The organism is Negativicoccus succinicivorans, assembly GCF_018373335.1.
Taxonomy (GTDB): Bacteria; Bacillota; Negativicutes; order Veillonellales; family Negativicoccaceae; genus Negativicoccus; species Negativicoccus succinicivorans_A.
Genome location: NZ_JAHAHH010000012.1, coordinates 1 through 19,547, shown reverse-complemented (window position 1 = coordinate 19,547; position 19,547 = coordinate 1). Strand labels below are relative to the sequence as shown.

At 54.2% G+C, this 19,547-nt stretch carries 16 protein-coding genes and 1 pseudogene; 6 read left to right on the top strand and 11 right to left on the bottom strand.

All coding sequences use genetic code 11. The annotated features are described in order from the left end of the window. From KH813_RS01915 to KH813_RS01895, 5 genes and pseudogenes are all read left to right on the top strand, one after another. Positions 1–251: pseudogene (locus KH813_RS01915) on the top strand (NAD(P)-dependent alcohol dehydrogenase); the annotation flags it as partial. A 255-nt stretch (positions 252–506) separates the two neighbouring features. Continuing rightward, the gene (locus KH813_RS01910) at positions 507–2,372 is read left to right on the top strand and encodes an alkaline phosphatase (RefSeq protein WP_303992576.1); all 1,866 of its coding nucleotides are present in this window, start codon (positions 507–509) and stop codon (positions 2,370–2,372) included. Between the two features lie 30 nt (positions 2,373–2,402). Then, positions 2,403–2,846, top strand: a complete 444-nt coding sequence (locus KH813_RS01905; RefSeq protein WP_303992573.1) for a hypothetical protein — start codon at positions 2,403–2,405, stop codon at positions 2,844–2,846. Between the two features lie 10 nt (positions 2,847–2,856). Beyond that, positions 2,857–3,528: an ABC transporter ATP-binding protein gene (locus KH813_RS01900; protein WP_303992570.1), complete on the top strand. Its 672-nt coding sequence runs from the start codon at positions 2,857–2,859 to the stop codon at positions 3,526–3,528. After that, complete coding sequence (locus tag KH813_RS01895; protein ID WP_303992569.1) at positions 3,513–4,976, top strand: ABC transporter permease; 1,464 nt, start codon at positions 3,513–3,515, stop codon at positions 4,974–4,976. The genes KH813_RS01900 and KH813_RS01895 overlap by 16 nt, the downstream gene beginning before the upstream one ends. Positions 4,977–5,038: 62 nt before the next feature. On the opposite strand, the gene KH813_RS01890 is transcribed toward KH813_RS01895, so the two are convergent. From KH813_RS01890 to KH813_RS01845, 10 genes are all read right to left on the bottom strand, one after another. Beyond that, a complete protein-coding gene (locus KH813_RS01890; protein WP_303992565.1) occupies positions 5,039–5,743 on the bottom strand; it encodes a metallophosphoesterase in 705 nt (234 codons plus the stop codon). After that, positions 5,744–6,511 (bottom strand): DUF4931 domain-containing protein, encoded by a 768-nt coding sequence (locus KH813_RS01885; protein ID WP_303992562.1) that lies wholly within the window; start codon positions 6,509–6,511, stop codon positions 5,744–5,746. Between the two features lie 11 nt (positions 6,512–6,522). Beyond that, on the bottom strand, positions 6,523–7,278 hold the full coding sequence (locus KH813_RS01880; protein WP_303992560.1) for a uracil-DNA glycosylase: 756 nt from the start codon (positions 7,276–7,278) through the stop codon (positions 6,523–6,525). Positions 7,279–7,281: 3 nt separating this feature from the next. Beyond that, a complete protein-coding gene (gene dnaB / locus KH813_RS01875) occupies positions 7,282–8,640 on the bottom strand; it encodes a replicative DNA helicase (RefSeq protein WP_303992556.1) in 1,359 nt (452 codons plus the stop codon). Beyond that, positions 8,637–10,550, bottom strand: a complete 1,914-nt coding sequence (lonC, locus tag KH813_RS01870) for a Lon family ATP-dependent protease (RefSeq protein WP_303992554.1) — start codon at positions 10,548–10,550, stop codon at positions 8,637–8,639. Before lonC ends, dnaB begins: the two co-directional genes overlap by 4 nt. 7 nt (positions 10,551–10,557) lie before the next feature. After that, positions 10,558–11,007: a 50S ribosomal protein L9 gene (gene rplI / locus KH813_RS01865; RefSeq protein ID WP_303992552.1), complete on the bottom strand. Its 450-nt coding sequence runs from the start codon at positions 11,005–11,007 to the stop codon at positions 10,558–10,560. Further along, the gene (locus tag KH813_RS01860) at positions 11,004–13,013 is read right to left on the bottom strand and encodes a DHH family phosphoesterase (RefSeq protein WP_303992549.1); all 2,010 of its coding nucleotides are present in this window, start codon (positions 13,011–13,013) and stop codon (positions 11,004–11,006) included. The genes rplI and KH813_RS01860 overlap by 4 nt, the downstream gene beginning before the upstream one ends. Further along, positions 13,000–13,971, bottom strand: coding sequence for a YybS family protein (locus KH813_RS01855; RefSeq protein WP_303992546.1), 972 nt, complete (start codon positions 13,969–13,971; stop codon positions 13,000–13,002). Before KH813_RS01855 ends, KH813_RS01860 begins: the two co-directional genes overlap by 14 nt. Next, positions 13,971–15,635 carry a ribonuclease J gene (locus tag KH813_RS01850; RefSeq protein WP_303992578.1) on the bottom strand — a complete coding sequence of 555 codons (1,665 nt, stop codon included), beginning with the start codon at positions 15,633–15,635 and terminating at the stop codon, positions 13,971–13,973. The genes KH813_RS01855 and KH813_RS01850 overlap by 1 nt, the downstream gene beginning before the upstream one ends. Positions 15,636–15,998: 363 nt before the next feature. Further along, entirely contained in the window at positions 15,999–16,421 is a 423-nt protein-coding gene (locus tag KH813_RS01845) for a DUF805 domain-containing protein (protein WP_303992545.1), read from the bottom strand. A gap of 300 nt (positions 16,422–16,721) precedes the next feature. Between KH813_RS01845 and KH813_RS01840 the strand changes: the two genes are divergently transcribed. Then, positions 16,722–18,884, top strand: coding sequence for a TonB-dependent receptor (locus KH813_RS01840; RefSeq protein ID WP_303992542.1), 2,163 nt, complete (start codon positions 16,722–16,724; stop codon positions 18,882–18,884). A gap of 327 nt (positions 18,885–19,211) precedes the next feature. Here the strand turns inward: KH813_RS01840 and KH813_RS01835 are convergent. Then, positions 19,212–19,547 (bottom strand): LemA family protein (locus tag KH813_RS01835; RefSeq protein ID WP_303992540.1); only part of this gene is annotated, 336 nt, incomplete at its 5' end.

Genomic DNA, 19,547 nt, shown 5'->3' with positions numbered 1-19,547 from the left:
TCGAAATCCCGCGCGAAGCGTGGGGCGCCGGCATGGCGCACAAACAGATCCGCGGAGGTCTCACGCCGGGCGGTCGTCTGCGCATGGAACAACTGTTGGACATGGTCGAAACGGGACGCTTACGCATCGCCGAACTCGTCACTCACGTATTCCGCGGCATGGAACACTTGCCGGAAGCACTTGAGTTGATGCACGACAAGCCGAAAGATCTGATTAAACCGGTTGTTTTGATTGACGAAGCCGATAAATAAAAAACAAACATAAAAGGCAGTCTTCGGACTGCCTTTTTGCTTACGCGGATTTTACAAAATAATACGTTCTTTGGTCAATCCTCCTCTTCCTCGTGTAAACAGTTGCGGAAATTCGCGCGGTCTCCGGTAAAAATGCAACATTTCTGAATAATCGTTCATGTTTACACAGAAACGGCGAAAAATTTACCGTATTTTGTTGACAGATTGCTATTATACGTTTAGCAAAAATGGATTTTCCATTAAGGGGAGGTTACTATGAACGCACGCAGTATTACCAAATGCACCTTGCGCTTGTTCCTGGCCGCGGGAATTTTCTCGCTGGCGATGCCCGCTGATGTAAGTTTCGCATCCGAACCGATGCCGACTTACATGTCGCAGCAGGCCAAAGCGGACTGGCAGCACGGTCAAAAGCTCGCATCCCGCAGCGCGGCCCGCACGGGAATCGCGATCATGCCGATCGATCAGGCGAAATTTTTAAAGGGGCAACGCTTTGACTTTGAAGTCGAAGTCAACGGCAATCATCCGACGGCGTTAAACGTCACCGTCAACGGCAAAGACGCCGCTAAATACTTCGGCAAAAAGCCGGTAGTTACGGTCCATGACGACTACACGTCGTACCGAATCGACAATGTCAGCTTCAAAGAACGCGGCGAAATCGACATCGCTGTCGCCGCCAACACTTCCAAAGGCGCGCTCAAACGCCACATCAACTACAAAGTAGTCGATGAAAAGGCGAAGAAAAAAGCGAAAAACGTCATCCTCTTTGTCGGCGACGGCATGAGCCCGCAGATCAAAGAAGCGGCGCGCATTCTTTCCAAAGGCATTTACGAAGGCCGCTACAACGGTCATCTGTCCATGGAAAACTTGCCGAACATGGCCTTTGTCACCACATCGGGTTATGACTCCCTGGTCACCGACTCCGCGAACTCGGCATCGGCCTACAATACGGGACACAAATCCGTCGTCAACGCGATGGGCGTATATGAAAACCGCACCAAAGATCCGATGGATGATCCGAAAGTCGAAACGATTGCCGAGATCGTTAAACGTACCAAAGACATGGGCGTCGGCATCGTATCCACGGCCGCCATTACGGACGCGACACCGGCCGCGGTAACTGCCCACACCCGTCGTCGCGCGGAACAGCCGGCGATCGCCGCCGACTACCTCGCCGAATACCATCGTCCGGATGTCATCCTCGGCGGCGGCGCGCAGTTCTTCCTGCCGCTTTCCACCAACGGTTCGAAACGGAAAGACGAACAGAACGTCATCGCCGATTTTGAAAAAGCGGGTTTCCAATTCGCCGGCAACCGTCAGGAAATGTTGGCAGCCAACGACAATAAACCCCTGCTCGGCCTCTTCACGATGAACCATATGAACGTCTACATGGATCGTGAATTCAAAAAGAATCCGGAAGTTCTGAAAAACTTCCCGGATCAGCCGAACTTGATTGAAATGACCGCGAAAGCGATTGATATTCTCTCGAAAAACCCGAACGGCTTCTACCTGATGTCCGAAGGCGCCTGCATTGACAAACAGTTGCACACGATGGATTGGCAACGCGCCGCTTACGACACGATCGAATTGGACCAGGCCGTAGCTTACGCGACCGACTGGGCGAAAGCCAACGGCGACGATACCTTGATCGTCGTCATTGCCGACCACTCGCACGGCGTATCGCTGACCGGCACGTACCACGAACATGACGGCGCGAAAGGCCGCGACGCGGTTCGCACGTACGCCGAAGCCGGCTGGCCGACATTCGCGGACCGCAACGCCGACGGCTTCCCGGATGATCCGGATGCCGACGTAACGCTCGCTCTGCAATACGCCAACTTCCCGGATCACTACGAAAACTATCGTTTCCAGGCGAAACCGACAGCACCGGCGATTACCGGCGAAAACGGCAAGATTATCGGCAACCCGTATCGCGCACCGAAAGGCGCTCGCTACGTCGAAGGTTCGTTGCCTTCGACCAAGGAAACGCAGGAAGTCCACTCCGCGGATGACATCGTCGTCATGGCCGGCGGTCCGGGCTCGGAAGAATTCCACGGTCTGATGGACAACACCGAAATCTTCTTTGCGATCATGCGCGCTCTGGGTATTGACGCAACGAAGTAATAAACAACATAGTACGAGAGGAGCATGACCATGCAACGTAAATTATTGCATCTCGTCCTTGCTCTGGTTGTGGCTTTAGGCGCAAGCAGCGGAGTGGTTCAAGCCGCTGCTTCGCTTTCTTTTGGGCAAATGTACGCGGGCTCTACCGTTCGCGGTTTGGTTTTGTCCGATTATTTGAAAAGTCTCGCCGGGCAGGAAGTGGAGATGACAGGCTTTATGGCCCCGCCGTTAACGCCGACCATTAATTTTTTCGTGTTAACGGAAGTACCGATGTCTGTTTGTCCGTTCTGTTCGACAGACGCCGATTGGCCGAATAATATCGTTGTCGTAAAATTACAGGAACCCGTTGTCGCGTTGCCTTTTGACGCGCCTATCACGGTGCGCGGTTCGCTCGAACTCGGTTCGGCGGTCGACGCGGAAACGGGCTTTGTATCATTGGTTCGCATTAACGCCTACAGCGTTACAGCGCAATAGGAAGGAATGTATGATCACTTTACGCAATGTGAAAAAATCATATCGCGACGGCGATCACGAACGCATCGTGTTGGCGATCGACGCGCTGGAGCTTGGCGACCGTAGCCAATGGGCGTTGGTCGGTCCCAGCGGCAGCGGCAAGTCGACGTTACTGCACTTACTCGCGGGGTTAACGCGCGCGCAGGAAGGCGTCATTCAGATCGACGGCACAGATCTTACGGCTTGCCGTGAATCCGAGCTCGATGAATTTCGCGCGGCGCATGTCGGTTACGTCATGCAAAACTTTTCTTTATTGCCGACGTTACGCGCGCGGGATAATATCCTGGCCGGCGCTTTCTTCGCCCGCACTCCCGATCGCGCCCGTGCCGACGCGGCAGAAGAACTTTTGCGCTCGGTCGGTTTACCGGAACGCGGTCATCAATTGCCGCGCGAACTCAGCATGGGAGAACAGCAGCGCGTAGCGGTGGCGCGCGCTCTCATCAAAAATCCCGATTATATTTTCGCCGATGAACCTACCGCCAGCCTGGATCGCGCCACAGGTATGGCCGTGATCGAACTTTTACAGGAACGCGCGCGTGCGGCGGGAGCCACGCTGATTGTGGCGACCCATGATAAAGACGTCGCGGCGAAACTCGACGGCACGATTCGTTTGGAAGGAGGCCGCCTATGCTGCGCCAAATAGCCTGGAGCGAACTGCGCCACCGTCCGTGGCAAACGCTTTTGCTGACGCTTTTAATCGCGCTGGCGATCGCCTCATCCGTATTTATCGCCGCGCTTTCGTTCGGCATGCATTACGGACTCACGAAAGCGACCGAACCGTTCCAACAAATTGTCGGCGCCAAAGGCAGCGCCAACCAGTTGGTACTCAACACGGCGTATTTGAAGGATCGACCGATCGGTAATATCTCCGGCGATGTTTTTCAGGATGTAAAAAATAATCCTTTGGTAAAACAGGCGATCCCGCTGGCGTTCGGCGACAACTGGCGCGGCTTTCGCATCGTCGGCACCGAAAGCACGATTTTCGATTATCGGGTCAAGCCGCAAAGCGAACCGTGGTTGAAAGTCGCTGAGGGCCGCCGTTTCAACGCTCCTTTTGAAGCGGTCATCGGCGACGGCGCCGCGAAACTTTTGGGCGCTAAAATCGGCGACACATTCCAATCCATTCACGGCGCGACCGCGCACGGTCATGTCCACAAAGACCAGACCTACACGATCGTCGGCATTTTGGCGCCGGTGGAAGGCCCGTACGATCACGCCGTTTTAACGGATATCCGTAGCGTCTGGATAGCGCATGAACATCATCATGATCATGATCACGAACACGAAGCTGCCGACGCGCACGAAGAAGAACATGAGCATGAACATGAGCATGAGCACGAAGCTGCCGTGCACGAAGAAGAACATGAGCACGAACATGAGCATGAACACGACCATGCCGCCGACGCGCACGAAGAAGAACATGAACATGAACACGAGCACGAGCATGCCGCCGACGTGCACGAAGAAGAGCATGAGCACGACCATGCGCAACCGAAGGTTGCCGCCGCGGGTAAACCCGCCGCGCAAGTCGTGAACGACGGTGAGCACGCCGCGGCCGCGGGACAGGTGACGGCCGTATTGATTCAGCCGCAAGGCTACGGTCAGGCGTTGAAACTCGCCATGGAATTTCAAGGGCGCAACGACGCGCAATTGGTCTTTCCGGCGCAGGTCATTATTCAGCTCTTCTCCCTGATGGGCCAAGGCGAAAAAATGTGGTGGTACATCGGCGCCTTCTTCATCGCCGCCGCTCTGTTGGTCGTTCTTTCCACGCTCTACCTCTCCGGTCTGCAACGTTTGCCGGAACGCGCGATCCTGCGCGTACTGGGCGCCAAACGTTCGGAACTTTTGACCGTGACGCTCTGGCAAAACGGTTTGATTATGGTCCTCGGCGGAATTCTCGGCTACGTGCTCGGTTATGCGGGCTACCTCGGTGTCCGTTCGCTGATGGCGACGAATACGGCGATCGCTTTGCCGCTGACCTTCCTGAAAGAGCCGCTGTTGATCGCGCTGGGTACCATGGCCGTCGGCTTGCTGGCTTCATTAATTCCCGCATGGCTTTTAGCGCGTAAAGATACGCTTTCAAAACTATAAGCTGTCTGCGCAATCAAAAAGACGAAATCATTTCGATTTCGTCTTTTTTCTTTGTCACTTTTTCACATCGGTAAAGGAATCTCCAAAGGACTGAATTGCAAGTGATCCGCGCTCGTGAGGTAAAGAGGCACGCCGTGGATTTCCCGCGGCAAATAACGGAAATTTTGCTCGTCATGGATATGTCCGTAAATATATCCGAGCGCTCCGTATCGCTTCGCGATGTCCGCCATCTCGGTCGGTTCGCGCGCTTCATTGAACGGCGGATAATGCGTGGCCACGAACAGCTTGGTAAAGCCGGCCTCTCGCGCCAGCGTCAACGAACGTTCCAGGCGTTGCAATTCGCGCGCCCACACGACTTCGTCTTCCGCCTGCCACTTCGTATCTCCCGGCGCGATCCAGCCGCGCGTGCCGGCGACAGCCACCGCCTCGGTCAGCGGGATAAAGTTATTGTGTAAAAAAAGCAATTCATGATTGGTCGCGCGTTGCATTTTCGCAAGTCCCGCCCACCAATAATCATGATTGCCCCGCAAAATAATTTTACGTCCCGGCAGCGCCCGAATAAAATCCAAATCGGGGGCGGCTTCTTCGAGTTTCATCGCCCACGAAACATCGCCGCCGATCAAGACCGTATCTTCCGGCGCCACTTGCGTACGCCAATTCGTTTCCACTTTCTGCCGATGATTCCGCCAGCGGTCGCCGAAAACATCCATCGGCTTTTGCGGCGGATCGCCCGACAGGTGCAAATCACTTAATGCCCAAAATCGCATCTATCGTCTCCTTGTCGCCGTCCAAAGCGGCATGAGTTCCGCGCGGATCGCTTGCCGCGCCTTCGCATCAGGCGCTTGCGTGAGCATGTAGCCCAGAAAGAGCGGGCTCGTCACGCCGCGCGCGATAATTTTACAGTATTCATAGTCGGCCGCGTAGAAAAACAAATTATAGCTGGCATATCCCCAGCCGTTCGGATCGACGATCACCTTCACAAGTTTTTGAATGCTGTCGGCGAATTCATCCAGTCGTTCCGGATCTTTCAGCCGTACATTAAATTCACGCAACCCGCAGATAGGATGATCCGACAGCGTCACGCGCACGCCGTTCGTTTCATGCAAAACTTCGCCGTCAAGCTGATCCAAGCGCACATTTTGCATGTAGTCAAACGATTCGCAACCGATAATTTGCGAATGCGGATGCCGAATAGAACCGCCCGAAGTCGGGCCGAAGTTGCGGTAATAAATCACGGAGCGGAATCTGCGGCGCGCAATCGTTTCACGCCATTTTTCTATGCTGAAGCGTAAAATATTTTCCCATTCTTCCGGCGCGTACGTCGCGATATCGCTGTCATGTTTCGCCGTTTCGATCAACACAGTCTGCCAGGTTTTTTCCATGACGGGATATTTGTTGACGAGCCAAATCATATCGTCTTTTTGTGCGAGGATATCGGTCAAATGCTCGCGGGCGCAAAACGGACAGGGATCATGCAAAACACTGCGCGGTTTCTGCGCGGCCACGCGCGGATTAAATAAAATCGGTTCTTGCACAATAACCTCCTTCAGCGCCTCTGCGCGCGTTCCTGACGTCTCTCATCAAACAGACCCTTGAGATCCGGCGGCGTCGCCGCTTGCCAGCGATACGCGGGAACGGCGGCCGCCGCTTTTTCTTTGGCCGCCAGTAAGTCGTAGTATACCTGCCACTTCGCTTCCTTTTCCGCCGGCCCCGTCAAACGCAACAGGTACGCGGGATGAAACGTCGGCATGACGGGATAGACTTCATTCGTGCCCGGCAGCGTCCACTGCAACCATTGGCCGCGCGAACGCACGATGCCCAATTCGCGACCGGCGAAAAAACGCAGCGCGACTTTTCCCAAAGCGACGATCGCGCGCGGCTTCACCAGCGCGATTTCGCGACAGAGCCAGCGCGTCGCGCAAATATCCGCCTCCGCAGCTTGCGGCGTGCGATTGTTGCGCGGTCGGCACTTGACGATATTCGTCACGTACACGCGATCGCGCGTGATGCCGACCGACCAAAGCGCGCAATCTAAAAGTTGCCCGCTCGGGCCGACCAACGGCACGCCATACGTATCTTCCACGCCGCCCGGTCCCTCGCCGACCAGCATTAACGGCGCATCGATCGGACCGGTCGCGCCGGTCGGACCGTGATTCGGCTCCGCGCCGAGACGGCAATGACGGCAATGCTTCGCCGTTTCATACCAATGTTCCGTAAACGGCTCCGCGCTGTCCGGCAAGGTTTGCCAATTCGTCGACGCGTTGTCCTGCCATAAACCGATTTCGCTCGTCCCGTCCGTCATAAATTACTGCGCCTCCGGCTCGTCGACGCGATCCGACAGATCGACAAAGCGCGTCCACTGACCGTGGAAGTACAGCTGAATCGTGCCCGTGGCGCCGTTTCTGTGTTTGGCGATGATGACTTCCGTGACATTCTTGCTGGAATCCTCAATTTCCTGCTGGTAGTAACCTTCCCGATAGAGAAACGCGACGATGTCCGCGTCCTGCTCCAACGAACCGGATTCGCGCAAATCGGAAAGCATCGGGCGTTTCACTTGGCGTGATTCGACGCTGCGGCTCAACTGCGAAAGAGCGATTACCGGCACTTTGAGTTCACGCGCTAAACTTTTCAGCGAACGGGAAATTTCGGAAATTTCCTGCTGCCGATTTTCCGCCTGTCGACGGCCCTGACTGCCCTGCATCAATTGCAGGTAGTCGACGATGATTAAATCGAGTCCTTTTTCCGCCTGCAAACGCCGCGCCTTGGAACGCATTTCCGCGACCGTAATCCCCGGCGTATCATCAATAAACAGCGGCGCGTCGTATAAGGCCGTCGCCGCCTGCATAATATGCGACCAATCTTCCTGCGAAGAGATGCGACCGGTGCGCAATTTTTGCGAATCGACAAGCGCGGTCGAGCAGATCATGCGCAAGCCCAGCTGCTCCTGCGACATTTCCAAGGAAAAGAACGCCACATTTTTGTGTTCTTTCAGCGCCACGTGCTGCGCGATGTTAAGCGTCAGCGCCGTTTTACCCATGGACGGACGCGCCGCCACCAAAATCAGATCGGACGGCTGCAGCCCGCTCGTAATATTATCGAAGCCGGAAAATCCGGTCGGCAAACCGGTAATCCCGCTTTTATTCGTATATTTATTGGAAATATCGTCCAACTGTCCCTGGACGATCTCACCGATCGCCGTCATCTCCTGACGACGTTCATCTTTCGCCACTTCCAAAATACGCCGTTCGGCGGCATCGACGATATCCGTCACTTCGCCTTCGCCGGCGTACGCTTCTCCCGCGATCGTATCCGCGGCGAGAATCAGGCGACGCAAGCGCGCTTTTTCCAGCACGATCTGCGCGTGCCGTTCCACGTCGAGAGAGGAAACGAGATGGTTCGGTAAATCCGTCACATAGCTGACGCCGCCAACATTATCCAGTTGCCCCATGCGGCGCAGTTCTTCCGTCACCGTCAAAACGTCGACATTTTGGTTGTGAAAAATCAGATTATTGATCGCTTCAAAAACGACCGCGTTGGCTTCCCGATAAAAATCGGCCGCCTGTAGTACGTCGGTCGCTTTGATCGCCGCTTCTTTATTGGTCACCGCCGCCCCTAAGACGGACAGTTCCGCATCCACATTTTGCGGTGGAATCCGTTCGATCATGCCTTACCTCCCGCGGTCATTTCCCGCCACGCGTCTTCGATGGTTTTGACGCGGACAATCGGCAATCCCGCGTACTCCGTGCCGATATCATCCCTATTTTCATCCGGAATGAGCATTTTCTTCATGCCCGCCTGCTTCGCGCCATAGGCTTTCGCGTGCACGCCCCCGATCGGTTTGATCGCACCGTTCAGCGCGACTTCGCCCGTGACGGCGATATCCTGCCGCAACGGAATGCCCGTAATCGCCGAAAGCAGCGCGCAAGTCACCGCCACGCCCGCCGAAGGGCCGTCAATTTGACCGCCGCCGATCACATTCACATGCAAATCATATTCACGCGTATCCGCGCCCGCGACGCGACGTACCGCCGCCGACGCGTTAAATACGGAGTCTTTCGCCATCGAGCCCGCCGTATCGTTGAAACGCAGTTCCCCTTTACCGGGAATGCGCGCGGGGAAAGCGACCGCTTCCACTTCAATCACCGAACCGATATAGCCCGCCACGCCCAGGCCGAAAATATGTCCGACGCGCGGCTGCGACGAGGCCTGATCATGACGTTGCGGCACGAGATGCGCCGCCTGCGCCACTCGCCGTAAATCCTGCAAGGTGACGGTCAAGCCGTCGGCGCGTCCCGCGTGGTACATCGCCAAACCGTACGCGTCCGCCAGCAGCTGCACCGCTTTGCGTCCTTCGCCGGTGTATTCGGCAATCGCCGCCGCGACGCCGTCCTCCAATACCACGCCGAGTTTTTGCGCCGCGTCCGTGACGATTCGCGCGACATCATCCGTCGCCAACGGCGCGAAAAAGACTTCCGCGCAACGCGAACGAATCGCCGGATTGATTTCTTCCGGCGCGCGCGTTGTCGCGCCGATCAAAATAAAATCGGCCGGCGCGCCGTCGCGGAATAATTTTTTAATATACGCCGCCACCTGCGGATCGTCTTCATCGTAGTACGACGACTCGAAGTACACCCGCTTATCTTCGAGTACCTTCAGAAGCTTATTGAGCAGCAGCGGGTCCATTTCCCCGATTTCATCGATAAATAAAACGCCGCCGTGCGCCTTGGTCACCAGCCCCGGTTTCGGTTCGGGAATCCCCTTATCGGCGAGATCGCGTTGCGCTCCTTGATAGATCGGATCATGCACGGAACCGATCAGCGGGTTCGTCATGTCGCGGTTGTCCCAGCGCAGTGTTGTGCCGTCCGTTTCCACAAACGGCGCGTCTTTTTGAAACGGCGTGAAGTCGAATTGCTTCGCCGCCTCCAACACGACGCGTGCCGCCGTCGTCTTGCCGACGCCCGGTGGTCCGTATAAAAGCAGGTGCTGCGGATACTTCGTCGCGAGTTTCGCGAGCAGCGCTTCCACCGCGTCTTTTTGCCCGACAATATCGGCCAAGGTTTGCGGTCGCACTTGGGCGGCGATCGTATCCGTCAAACGAATGTGGTCCAGTTTGTCCAGCTGCGCCAACTTTTCACGGGATTGCGGCGTTTCAAAATCGCCCGTCTCTTCATTCAAAAGTTCCAGGCGCAAATCATTCACATATTCCTGATGCTTTTCTTCCAGCGCGTCATTAATTTTTTGTTCCAGCCGCTCTTCGACCGCCTGCCGCGCCAAGAGATCGCTGATGCGATTTTCCGTTCGCTCCAGCAGCGCCTGCGACTGTTCTTCACCGGGCACGGGAATATCCGGATCTTCCAGCACGATGCGCGCCAACCCCGCCAACCGTTTTCGGGGATCTTCCGCGTGCAGGTAGGAAAGCGCGTTATAATGGCTGCCCGCCAGCAAAAAACGTTCCGTGCCGATAAGGCCCGAATACACACCCGAAAGGACGGCGATTTGCCGTCCGAATTCCGCTTCGCTCTCGGCGCCGGTCTGCGAATTACGACTCCACAACCGCCGCCAGATATCTTTCATTGTCTGATTATTCCTCCGGAACTACATGCACCTGGATTTCCGCGGTCATCTTCGGATGAATCCGGATGGCGACGGGAAAACGTCCCACGGTGCGAATCGGTTCTTTCAATTCGATTTTCTTTTTATCCACGGTGAGTTCATGTTTCGCCGCGAGCGCTTCGCTGATCGTCTGCGCGGTGACGGAGCTGAACGCGCGTCCGTCGGCGCCGAGTTTCAACGGCACTTCGACCGTTACTTTCTTTAATTGCGCCGCGAGAATTTTGGCTTCATCCTCCGCGACCTGATCTTTATGTTCCTGCGCGGCGTTTTTCTGACGCGCGTTATTCAAGTTTTCCGGCGTACCTTCCAGCGCCAAGCCGCGACGCATCAGGTAGTTGCGGCCGTAGCCGTCGGCGACTTCGATGATTTCCCCTTTTTTACCGACTTTTTTGACGTCTTGTAATAAGATTACTTTCATTTCGCATTCTCCTCTTTTTGCGCGCGAATCTGCGCGACAATTTTATTTTTGATTTCTTCCGGCGTTTCTTCCGGCGCGAACTGTCCGCCCGCCACCGTCTGGTGACCGCCGCCGCCCAGCTCTTCCATCACGCGCTGGACATTGACTTCGCCGTCGGAACGCACAGACGCGCTGTAACCTTCGCCATTGTAGTAAATGGCGATGCTTGTATGTATATTTTCAATGTTGATCATCATATCGGCCACTTGTCCCGCGAGGATCTGCGCGTTTTCCGCATCATCGGGAATGGTCGCGCAGACGATGTCGCCGTCAATTTTTTCGGCGCGCGTCAACACGTCCGCCCGCGTCAAAATAGTATCGAAATCGAGCGCGAACAAATCGCGAACGAGTTCCGTCGCGGCGCCGCTGCGGCGCAAATAACTGGCCGCGTCGAACGTGCGAATGCCGGTCTGCACGGCGAAGTTTTTCGTATCGACGACGATACCGGCGTACAACGCCGAGGCCTGTGTTTCGTTCAACTCGATCGTATCGGAATAGTACTGTAAAAGCTCGGTGACAAGTTCACATGTCGAGGAGCTGGAGGGCTCGAGATAGACGAGCAGCGGATCGGGAATAAAGGTATTGCTGCGTCGATGGTGATCAATGACGACGCGGTTTTGAATCATTTCCACCAAACTCGGCGCCGCCGTCATTTCCGGTTTATGCGTATCCACCACAAAAAGTACCGTCTGCGGCGTCACCAATTCTTGCGCGGCCTCTTCCGAAATCAGCAAATCCTCCATGCCCGGTGTCGCGCGCACCTGATCGACCAGCTTTTCGACCGTGTCCTGATCTTCGCTGATGACGACATGCGCCGGCACGCCTTCCGAGGTCGCCATGTACGCGACGCCCAGCGCCGCCCCGAGCGCATCGTAATCTTCTTTCGCATGCCCCATGACGAGTACCATGTCCGCCTGGCTGATCAATTCGTGAATCGCCTGCGCCACCACGCGGGCGCGCACGCGCGTATTTTTCGCCAAGGCCTGACTCTTACCGCCGAAGGCCTGCGTTTCACCGTCCGCCCGAATGACGACCTGATCGCCGCCGCGGCCCAGCGCCAAATCGAGCGCCAAACGCGCTTCCTCTTCCTGCTCGGCGAAGGATTCTTCTCCGTAAGCGCAACCGATCGAAAGCGTCACCGGAATCCGGTTCATCGTATGAATCGAACGCACTTTTTCCAATATTTTGAAGTTGTCGTCAATCAATCGCTGCAACGACTTACGGCTGATGCAAGCGATATAGTTATTGCGCTCGTAACTCTTGATAAAGCCGTCGAGTTTGCCGAATTCGTCGAGCACGATCGTATTGACTTCCGACCAGAGTTCCGAACGCTGCACTTCCGTCAAATCGGACGAAACTTCGCCCAGATTGTCCAGCTGCACATAACAGAAAACCGGCAACGCCTCAACGCTTTCCTGCTTACTGCGCTCCGCCGCCGTCACATCGTCAAAATACAGCACCATGTAGGCTTCGGCGGTATCCTCGCCCTCCGCGGCATTGATGCCGCCGGCGCGGTCGAGGAATTTATAGATGACGCGGTAATAACTGTCGCCGATCCGCGCGGAAAAATAGCCCGATTTTCCCCACAATTTGGCCAGTTGCGTTTGCGGCAACAACTTTTGCAGGCGGTCGCCCTCTTTCAGTTCCTGCACCCAGTCGCGAAACACCGAGTTGCTCCAAACGAGCCTGCTTTTTTCATCAATAATCGCAATCCCGATCGGCAAATTCTGCGTCGCGTATAAAGACGCTTCCGTCACCGAGGCGGACACCGCGTTCAGGTAATGCCGCCACACGCGTTCCTGCTCGATCTCCGTTTTGCGCAGCACGAGGTACACGCCGAACGCGACCAGAGCGCACAAGCCTGCCACGATCGGGTTAAACCAGGCCAGCACCGCGAGGAGCAGGATCACAATCGCCGCGTACACGCGGTCACTGCGATTTTTGAACCAGAAATTACGATATTCCATTCGTCGGAGTATATCCTTTCCGTTTACGATAATTGATGCCCATATCAATTAAACCGATTAAAAATAAAAAGCCTAAAAATGTCGGAATGATAAAACTTCCGACCACGATCACCCAGCGCATGAAGGCCAACCGCGGATGACGGCGAGCCCACCAAAAGACGACGGCGATCCCCTGCAACCAAATCAAGTACATCGCCGCGACCTGGATATTCATCGCTACTTCTACCGGCAGTTGCGGGAAATATTGCGGTCCGAACCAGCCGAGCAGCAACGCGAACACATACAGGTACAGCGCCGCTCGCGGCATTTCCCATTCCGCCACCGGCGGAAACTTCGGCAAATCAATCTGCAGACGACGTAAAATCGCCCGCGCGATAATAATGTCAAGATACGACAGCAGCAATCCCGCCGACACCACAATGAACGGCGCCACCTGACGGATTTGCGCCTGTTGCGCCAAGTATTGCGACTTCGCCTCGGCCAGGTCAATCGCATTGTAACCCATGCCTTCCAGCGTTCGGAACGCCTGTTCCGTCGATTGGCGCATCGCGTCTTCATACATCGCGAAAACGTTCACGCCCATGACGTAAAAGGACAGCAGGAACTGAATCCCGAAACCGAGTAGAAACACAATCGTCGCTACCGTTAAGATGCGTCCCGCCGACCACTTCTGGCGAAATCCCTCGCCCAGCGTCAAGGCCATCGCGCCGAAGGTCAGCCCGATGCCGGCCGCCGTCACCGGTCCCGTCAAAAGCGTCAAGATAAATAAAGTCGCCACTGTTGCCAGCAGCGACCAACGCATGCCGTACCGAACGCCCAAATAGGCGATCGGTACCGGCCACAACAACAGTGCTACCGCCGAGAGGATCGGTACGTACGTCCCCACCAGCGACAACACCACCGTGAGGCCGACGAGCAGGCCCGCTTCCGTAAGCGCGCGGGTAGATCGTTGCGGCATTAATGAACCTCCTGAATAATCGGCAGAATCATCGGACGCCGACGTGTCTTTTCAAAGATATAACGCGACAGGGTATCGCGAATCTGCGTTTTAATCACATTCCATTCCGTGATATTATTGTCCGCGCAGCGCTCGATAACCGCTTCCACGCGCCGCGTCATTTCACGGATCAATACTTCCGAGTCGCGCATGTAAATGAAGCCGCGGGACACGATATCCGGTCCGGCGAGCACCTGCGAAGACCCTTTTTCGAGCACCATGGTCACGATGACCATGCCGTCCTGCGACAGTTGCTGGCGATCGCGGATAACGATATTGCCGACATCGCCGACGCCCAAACCGTCCACATAGACTTTGCCCGCTTGCACTTTGTCCGCGAGCCGACCTTTGCGACCGGTGAACTCAAATATCTGTCCGTTTTCACCGATTAAAATATTGTCGCGCTTCACGCCCAAACTTTCCGCGATTTCCGCGTGTTTATGCAGCATGCGGTATTCCCCGTGCATCGGAATAAAGAAGCGCGGGCGAATCAGCGACAACATCATCTTCAATTCTTCCTGCGAGCCGTGGCCGGACACGTGAACTTTCTTATCCGAACCGTGCACCACATGCGCGCCCAGTTTCACCAATTTATCAATCGTGCGACCGACGCTCGTTTCGTTGCCCGGAATCGGCGACGCCGAGAGAATGACAGTATCGTTCGGATGAATTTGGATCTGTCGGTGCGCGCCGTCCGCCATCCGCGAAAGGCCCGCCATCGGTTCACCCTGGCTGCCGGTCGTCAAAATGCAAAGCTGGTCCGCGCGGTAGCGATTGATTTCATCGCTGTCGATAATCGTTCCTTTCGGCGCCGTGAGATACCCGATCTCGAGCGCGATCCCGACGACATTCACCATGGAACGGCCGAACACCGCCACTTTACGTTGATTCGCCACCGCCGCGTCGATCGCCATCTGCAAACGGGACACATTCGATGCGAACGTCGCTAAAATGATCCGGCCGCGCGCCTGTTCAAACTCCCGCATCAGCGCCGCGGAAACCGTTTTTTCCGAAGGCGTATGCCCGGCGCGTTCCGCGTTCGTCGAATCCGCGCAATACACGAGCACGCCGCGATTGCCGAGCTCCGTAATTTTTTTGAAATCCATCATCTTGCCGTCCACCGGCGTGTAGTCGATCTTAAAGTCGCCGCTGTGCACCACCGTTCCTACCGGCGTGCGGAAATAAATCCCGCAGGCATCCGGAATCGAATGGTTCACATGGAAAAATCCGACTTTAAAAGCACCGGCCGTGATTTCATCGCCGGATTTAACGACATTCAGCTGGTACTTGCCCACGCGATTTTCTTTCAACTTGCCTTCGATCAAACCGCAGGTCAGACGCGTGGCGTAAACCGGCGCCGAAACTTCCTTCAACAGGTACGAGAGCGAGCCGATATGGTCCTCGTGCCCGTGCGTGATCACAATCGCGCGTACTTTATCCTTATTTTCAATCAAATAGCTGAAATCCGGAATGACAATATCAATCCCCAACATTTCGTTATCCGGAAATGCCAAGCCCGAATCCAGCACCACAATATCGTCTCCATAACGGAATACCGTCATGTTTTTACCGATCTCTCCCAAACCTCCGAGGGGGATGATCTGCAATTTTTCTTTCGCCAAAATAAAACCTCCCAATATGTAGATGTCCCGAACATTCTTGCTGATCTTGCTATGGACAATCAAAATTGTCCGGTCCGCTCACAAACTCCTGTTCTTATTATACCATATTAACTGTTCTATACCGCCTGTGCCGCACGGCCATTTCCCGCCGCCGCGCTTTGTCAAAAATGAGTGAAATACAGCGCGCAAAAAAGTGGCGCGTTACCGATTATTTGCCGCTTCACGTGAAATTTCCCCGTCATCATGCCAAAATCATGACCATATTTTTACTTGCAAAATATCCGTGTAAAATTTCATTCGGTCACTTTTCGTTTTCACATTCACGCCTTATCGCTTCCAATAAAAAAAGCCCGCCGAAGCGGACTTTTATAATGTTTCCGAAGGCTGCGGGCCGTACTTGTTCGCGCCTTTTTCCGACGGTTTCACCAGGAAATAAAGCAACACCAACGTGCCGATGAGCGGCACAATCTGCCACAAAATCCACCAGCCGCTTTTGCCGATATCATGCAGACGACGAATTTGCGCCGTAAACGCCGGCAGGAACAACAGAATCGTCACGATCGTCGTGATCGTCCCTCCCATTCCGGTCTCGTCTACGGTGTGCGGAAAAAGTCCCACGTCCAACGCCTGCGCAATGAGCAAAATAACCACATAAATCAGCATGAACTTCCAGTATTCCGCACGTGACGCGCGACCGCTGAAAGCCACGTACTTTTCTCGTACGCAACGTTCAAAAGCGCGCTTAAACGTCATTTCTTCCACAACTTGCGCTTGTCTCATTTCGTTCATCAAAATCCCCTCTCTCATGAGATGAAGTAAAATTTCATTTTGTTTATTATATCACGCTTATCTTTTTGGCATCTTAAATCCATCCGTGAACGGTCTGAAGTTCCGCGCCAAAAGATTTATCATATGGATCTTTTGGTAAATTCATAGCAACAAATATTGCAATAAGAAAGCTTTTACTTTTTTCTTTTCTTTCTTTGACCAAATCTTTTCGAGAATGTATACTATATATGATTGTAACCGATATGGTTTGCAGTTATATGTAATTGTTATCATTTATTATTTATTTCTGAGGAGGCCTTTATGAGAAAAAGGAAACTCATACCGCTCGTCTTGGCGATGGTTGCCGGAACGAGCATGGCGTATGCCGCACCGCAGTACGATCTGGGGGAAGTGATCGTCACCGCGACGCGGCTTGAGGAAAAAACACAACATGTACCGGCATCCGTCAATGTCGTCACGGCAGAAGAAATGAAAAAGCGTCCGGTGCAAAACCTTGCCGACGCGTTAGCGCATACGCCCGGCGTCTATCGTTCGCCGGTTGCGGACGGAGGCATGTCTTCCGATTTGATGATGCGCGGTTTCGGTTCCGCTGAAACCCTGATCATGCTTGACGGACAACCCTTGAACTCCGGCTGGAACAGTACCGTCGACTGGGCCGTCTTACCGACCACGGATATTGAAAAAATCGAAGTTGTCCGCGGCGCCGGCTCGTCGCTTTACGGTGGTCGCGCCGTCGGCGGTGTCATCAACATCATCACCGCGAAGTCGCAGGAAGAACTCAGCGGTAATGCGATTCTTTCTTACGGAAGCGATAAAACGAAGCGTTTCGGTTTGAACACAAAGATAAGAAAAGACCACTGGCGTATGGGCCTCGGTTATGAAAAACGCTCCACGGACGGCTATGTCGGCTACTACATCGACAAAAGCGCCAAAAAGCAAGACCCCGACAAACTAGTTACGCCGACGCATCAGGTCGACTTGGCACAATCGGCGCGCAATTACTACATCATCGGCTCACGTGGCGAGAAATTGAACGACACGGAAACATGGTCCTTTTCCCTGGGCTATGATTTCGATGAAAATCGCAGCTTAGACTACGCCTTCACCCGCTCGGAGCACAATTACGACTATCGCAATCCCTTCACCTATGTTTACGACAAAAGCGGCAACCCCGTTTGGGGCGGCGTTTGGGAATTGCCCGACAAGAGAATTTTGAAAATCAGCCCGAATAACTATCTCGGGAACTACGGTGTCCGCGATATGGACGTCCATCGCCTGCAATTCACCGATCGCAAGAATCAACTCTTCGCGCATTTCGGATACACCAATCGCTTCAACGACGGCTACAGTACTTCCAGCAGCGCACCCGATATCGTCAACACGGACACTTTGAATGCGTGGAACGGACCGGGCGAATTCTCCTACTATCCGAGCAAGGCGTATAACTTCGATATTCACAAAAATATAGACATCGAAGACCATACGCTCACGGTCGGCTACAACTACAATCGCGAATCCTTCGCGCAGACCCGCTTTACTATGGACCACTGGCGGGACATCGATCGGAATACCGGCCGCAGCCCCTATGAATACAATGGCGGGCGCGGGATCCTGCACGCGTTTTATCTCCAAGATAAATGGCAAGTCGCGGATACGACCGATCTCTACTTAGGCATGCGTTACGACCGCTACAAAAAAGAAAACGGCTACAACAATGTCTTGAAAAAAGGCACTTGGCAAAATAACAACTTCGCTTCCGAAAGTTATGGCGAGTGGTCCCCGAAAGTAGCGGTGGAACATCGCTTCGATGAGAACAACTCCGCCTTTATCAGCTACGGTCACTCCTTCAACCCTCCAGTCCTTTACCAGGTATATCGAAACAGTGGAACCATCGATCCGAATCCGGACTTAAAACCGGAAACGACCAATACTTGGGAAGTCGGTTACAAGCATTATGATCAGAATCTGACTTGGGATGTGACGCTCTTCCATGCCAAAACGAAAGATCTCGTCGCTCTGAGGCCGAAAGGTTCCAGCCCGCGTAATTATTACAACTCAGAAAGTGATCTCGTCCGTCGCGGCATCGAATTCGGTACGCAGTATCGTTTCAACCAGAATTGGTCGGCCTATGCCAACTACGCTCTGACCGATGCCAAAGTAGATGGCAATCGGTACTACGATATTCCGCGCCACCTCGTTCACTTCGGCGTGCAATGGGATGCCAAGCCCTGGCAAGTCCTCTTGGACAACACCTATGTCAGCGAAAGACAGCGTCCGGATCGTGACACCGGTGAATACAAATCGGAAGACTCCTACTTCATCACCAGCCTTTCCGCCAACTATGAAATCCAAGAAGGGCTCGTCTTACAAGGCGACATCTACAACCTGTTCGACAAAAAATTCTACGCAGGCGAGGCCGCTCGTGAAAGAACCTACACCGTCTCCTTGCAGTACCGTTTCTAAGTATTTTCAAAAAAGAGGGCACTCGCCCTCTTTTTTCTTTGCTTTCTTTGCTTTTTCTTTCCCTTTTTCACATTTCAGATGAACCCAATCCGCGCCGAGCACCTTTCGTCGCTCTCGCCACACGCCGATCCGATGCGGCCGTTACCGATGTATACAAAAAAAGAGGGAGCAATCCCTCTTTTTTCGTACCGTATTTCTCGGCGACACGACGGTATACCGCTCGTAACCGTCATTCCATCATCGCATTCATCAATCAACCGCCCGTCTTCACCGGCAACACGTCCTGCGACAGATCTATCAGCTAACCACCGTTGATAGTACCTCTTCTTATCCGAAAAACACCTCGCGAGATCGTGTCTTGACTTCTTTTGAAGCAACAAAGGGAATGCGTGTCGTCTTCCCCTCTTGCGCCGCCACCACCTTCTTGAACGGGAAGGAAAAAATCTCCCGATTCCACGCATTCACCGTGTCATTATAGAAAGAACGCGCCGCTGTGATCTCCTTTTGCAGGTACGAATTCTGCTGAATCGCATCTCGAATCGCGGACTGCGACTTCAACTCCGGATAATTCTCCACCGCCACGCGAATATCACTGCTCAAAGTATTCAAACGACCGTCAATCTCGTTGCGATTCTCATCATTAATCGCACCGCTTCGATACTT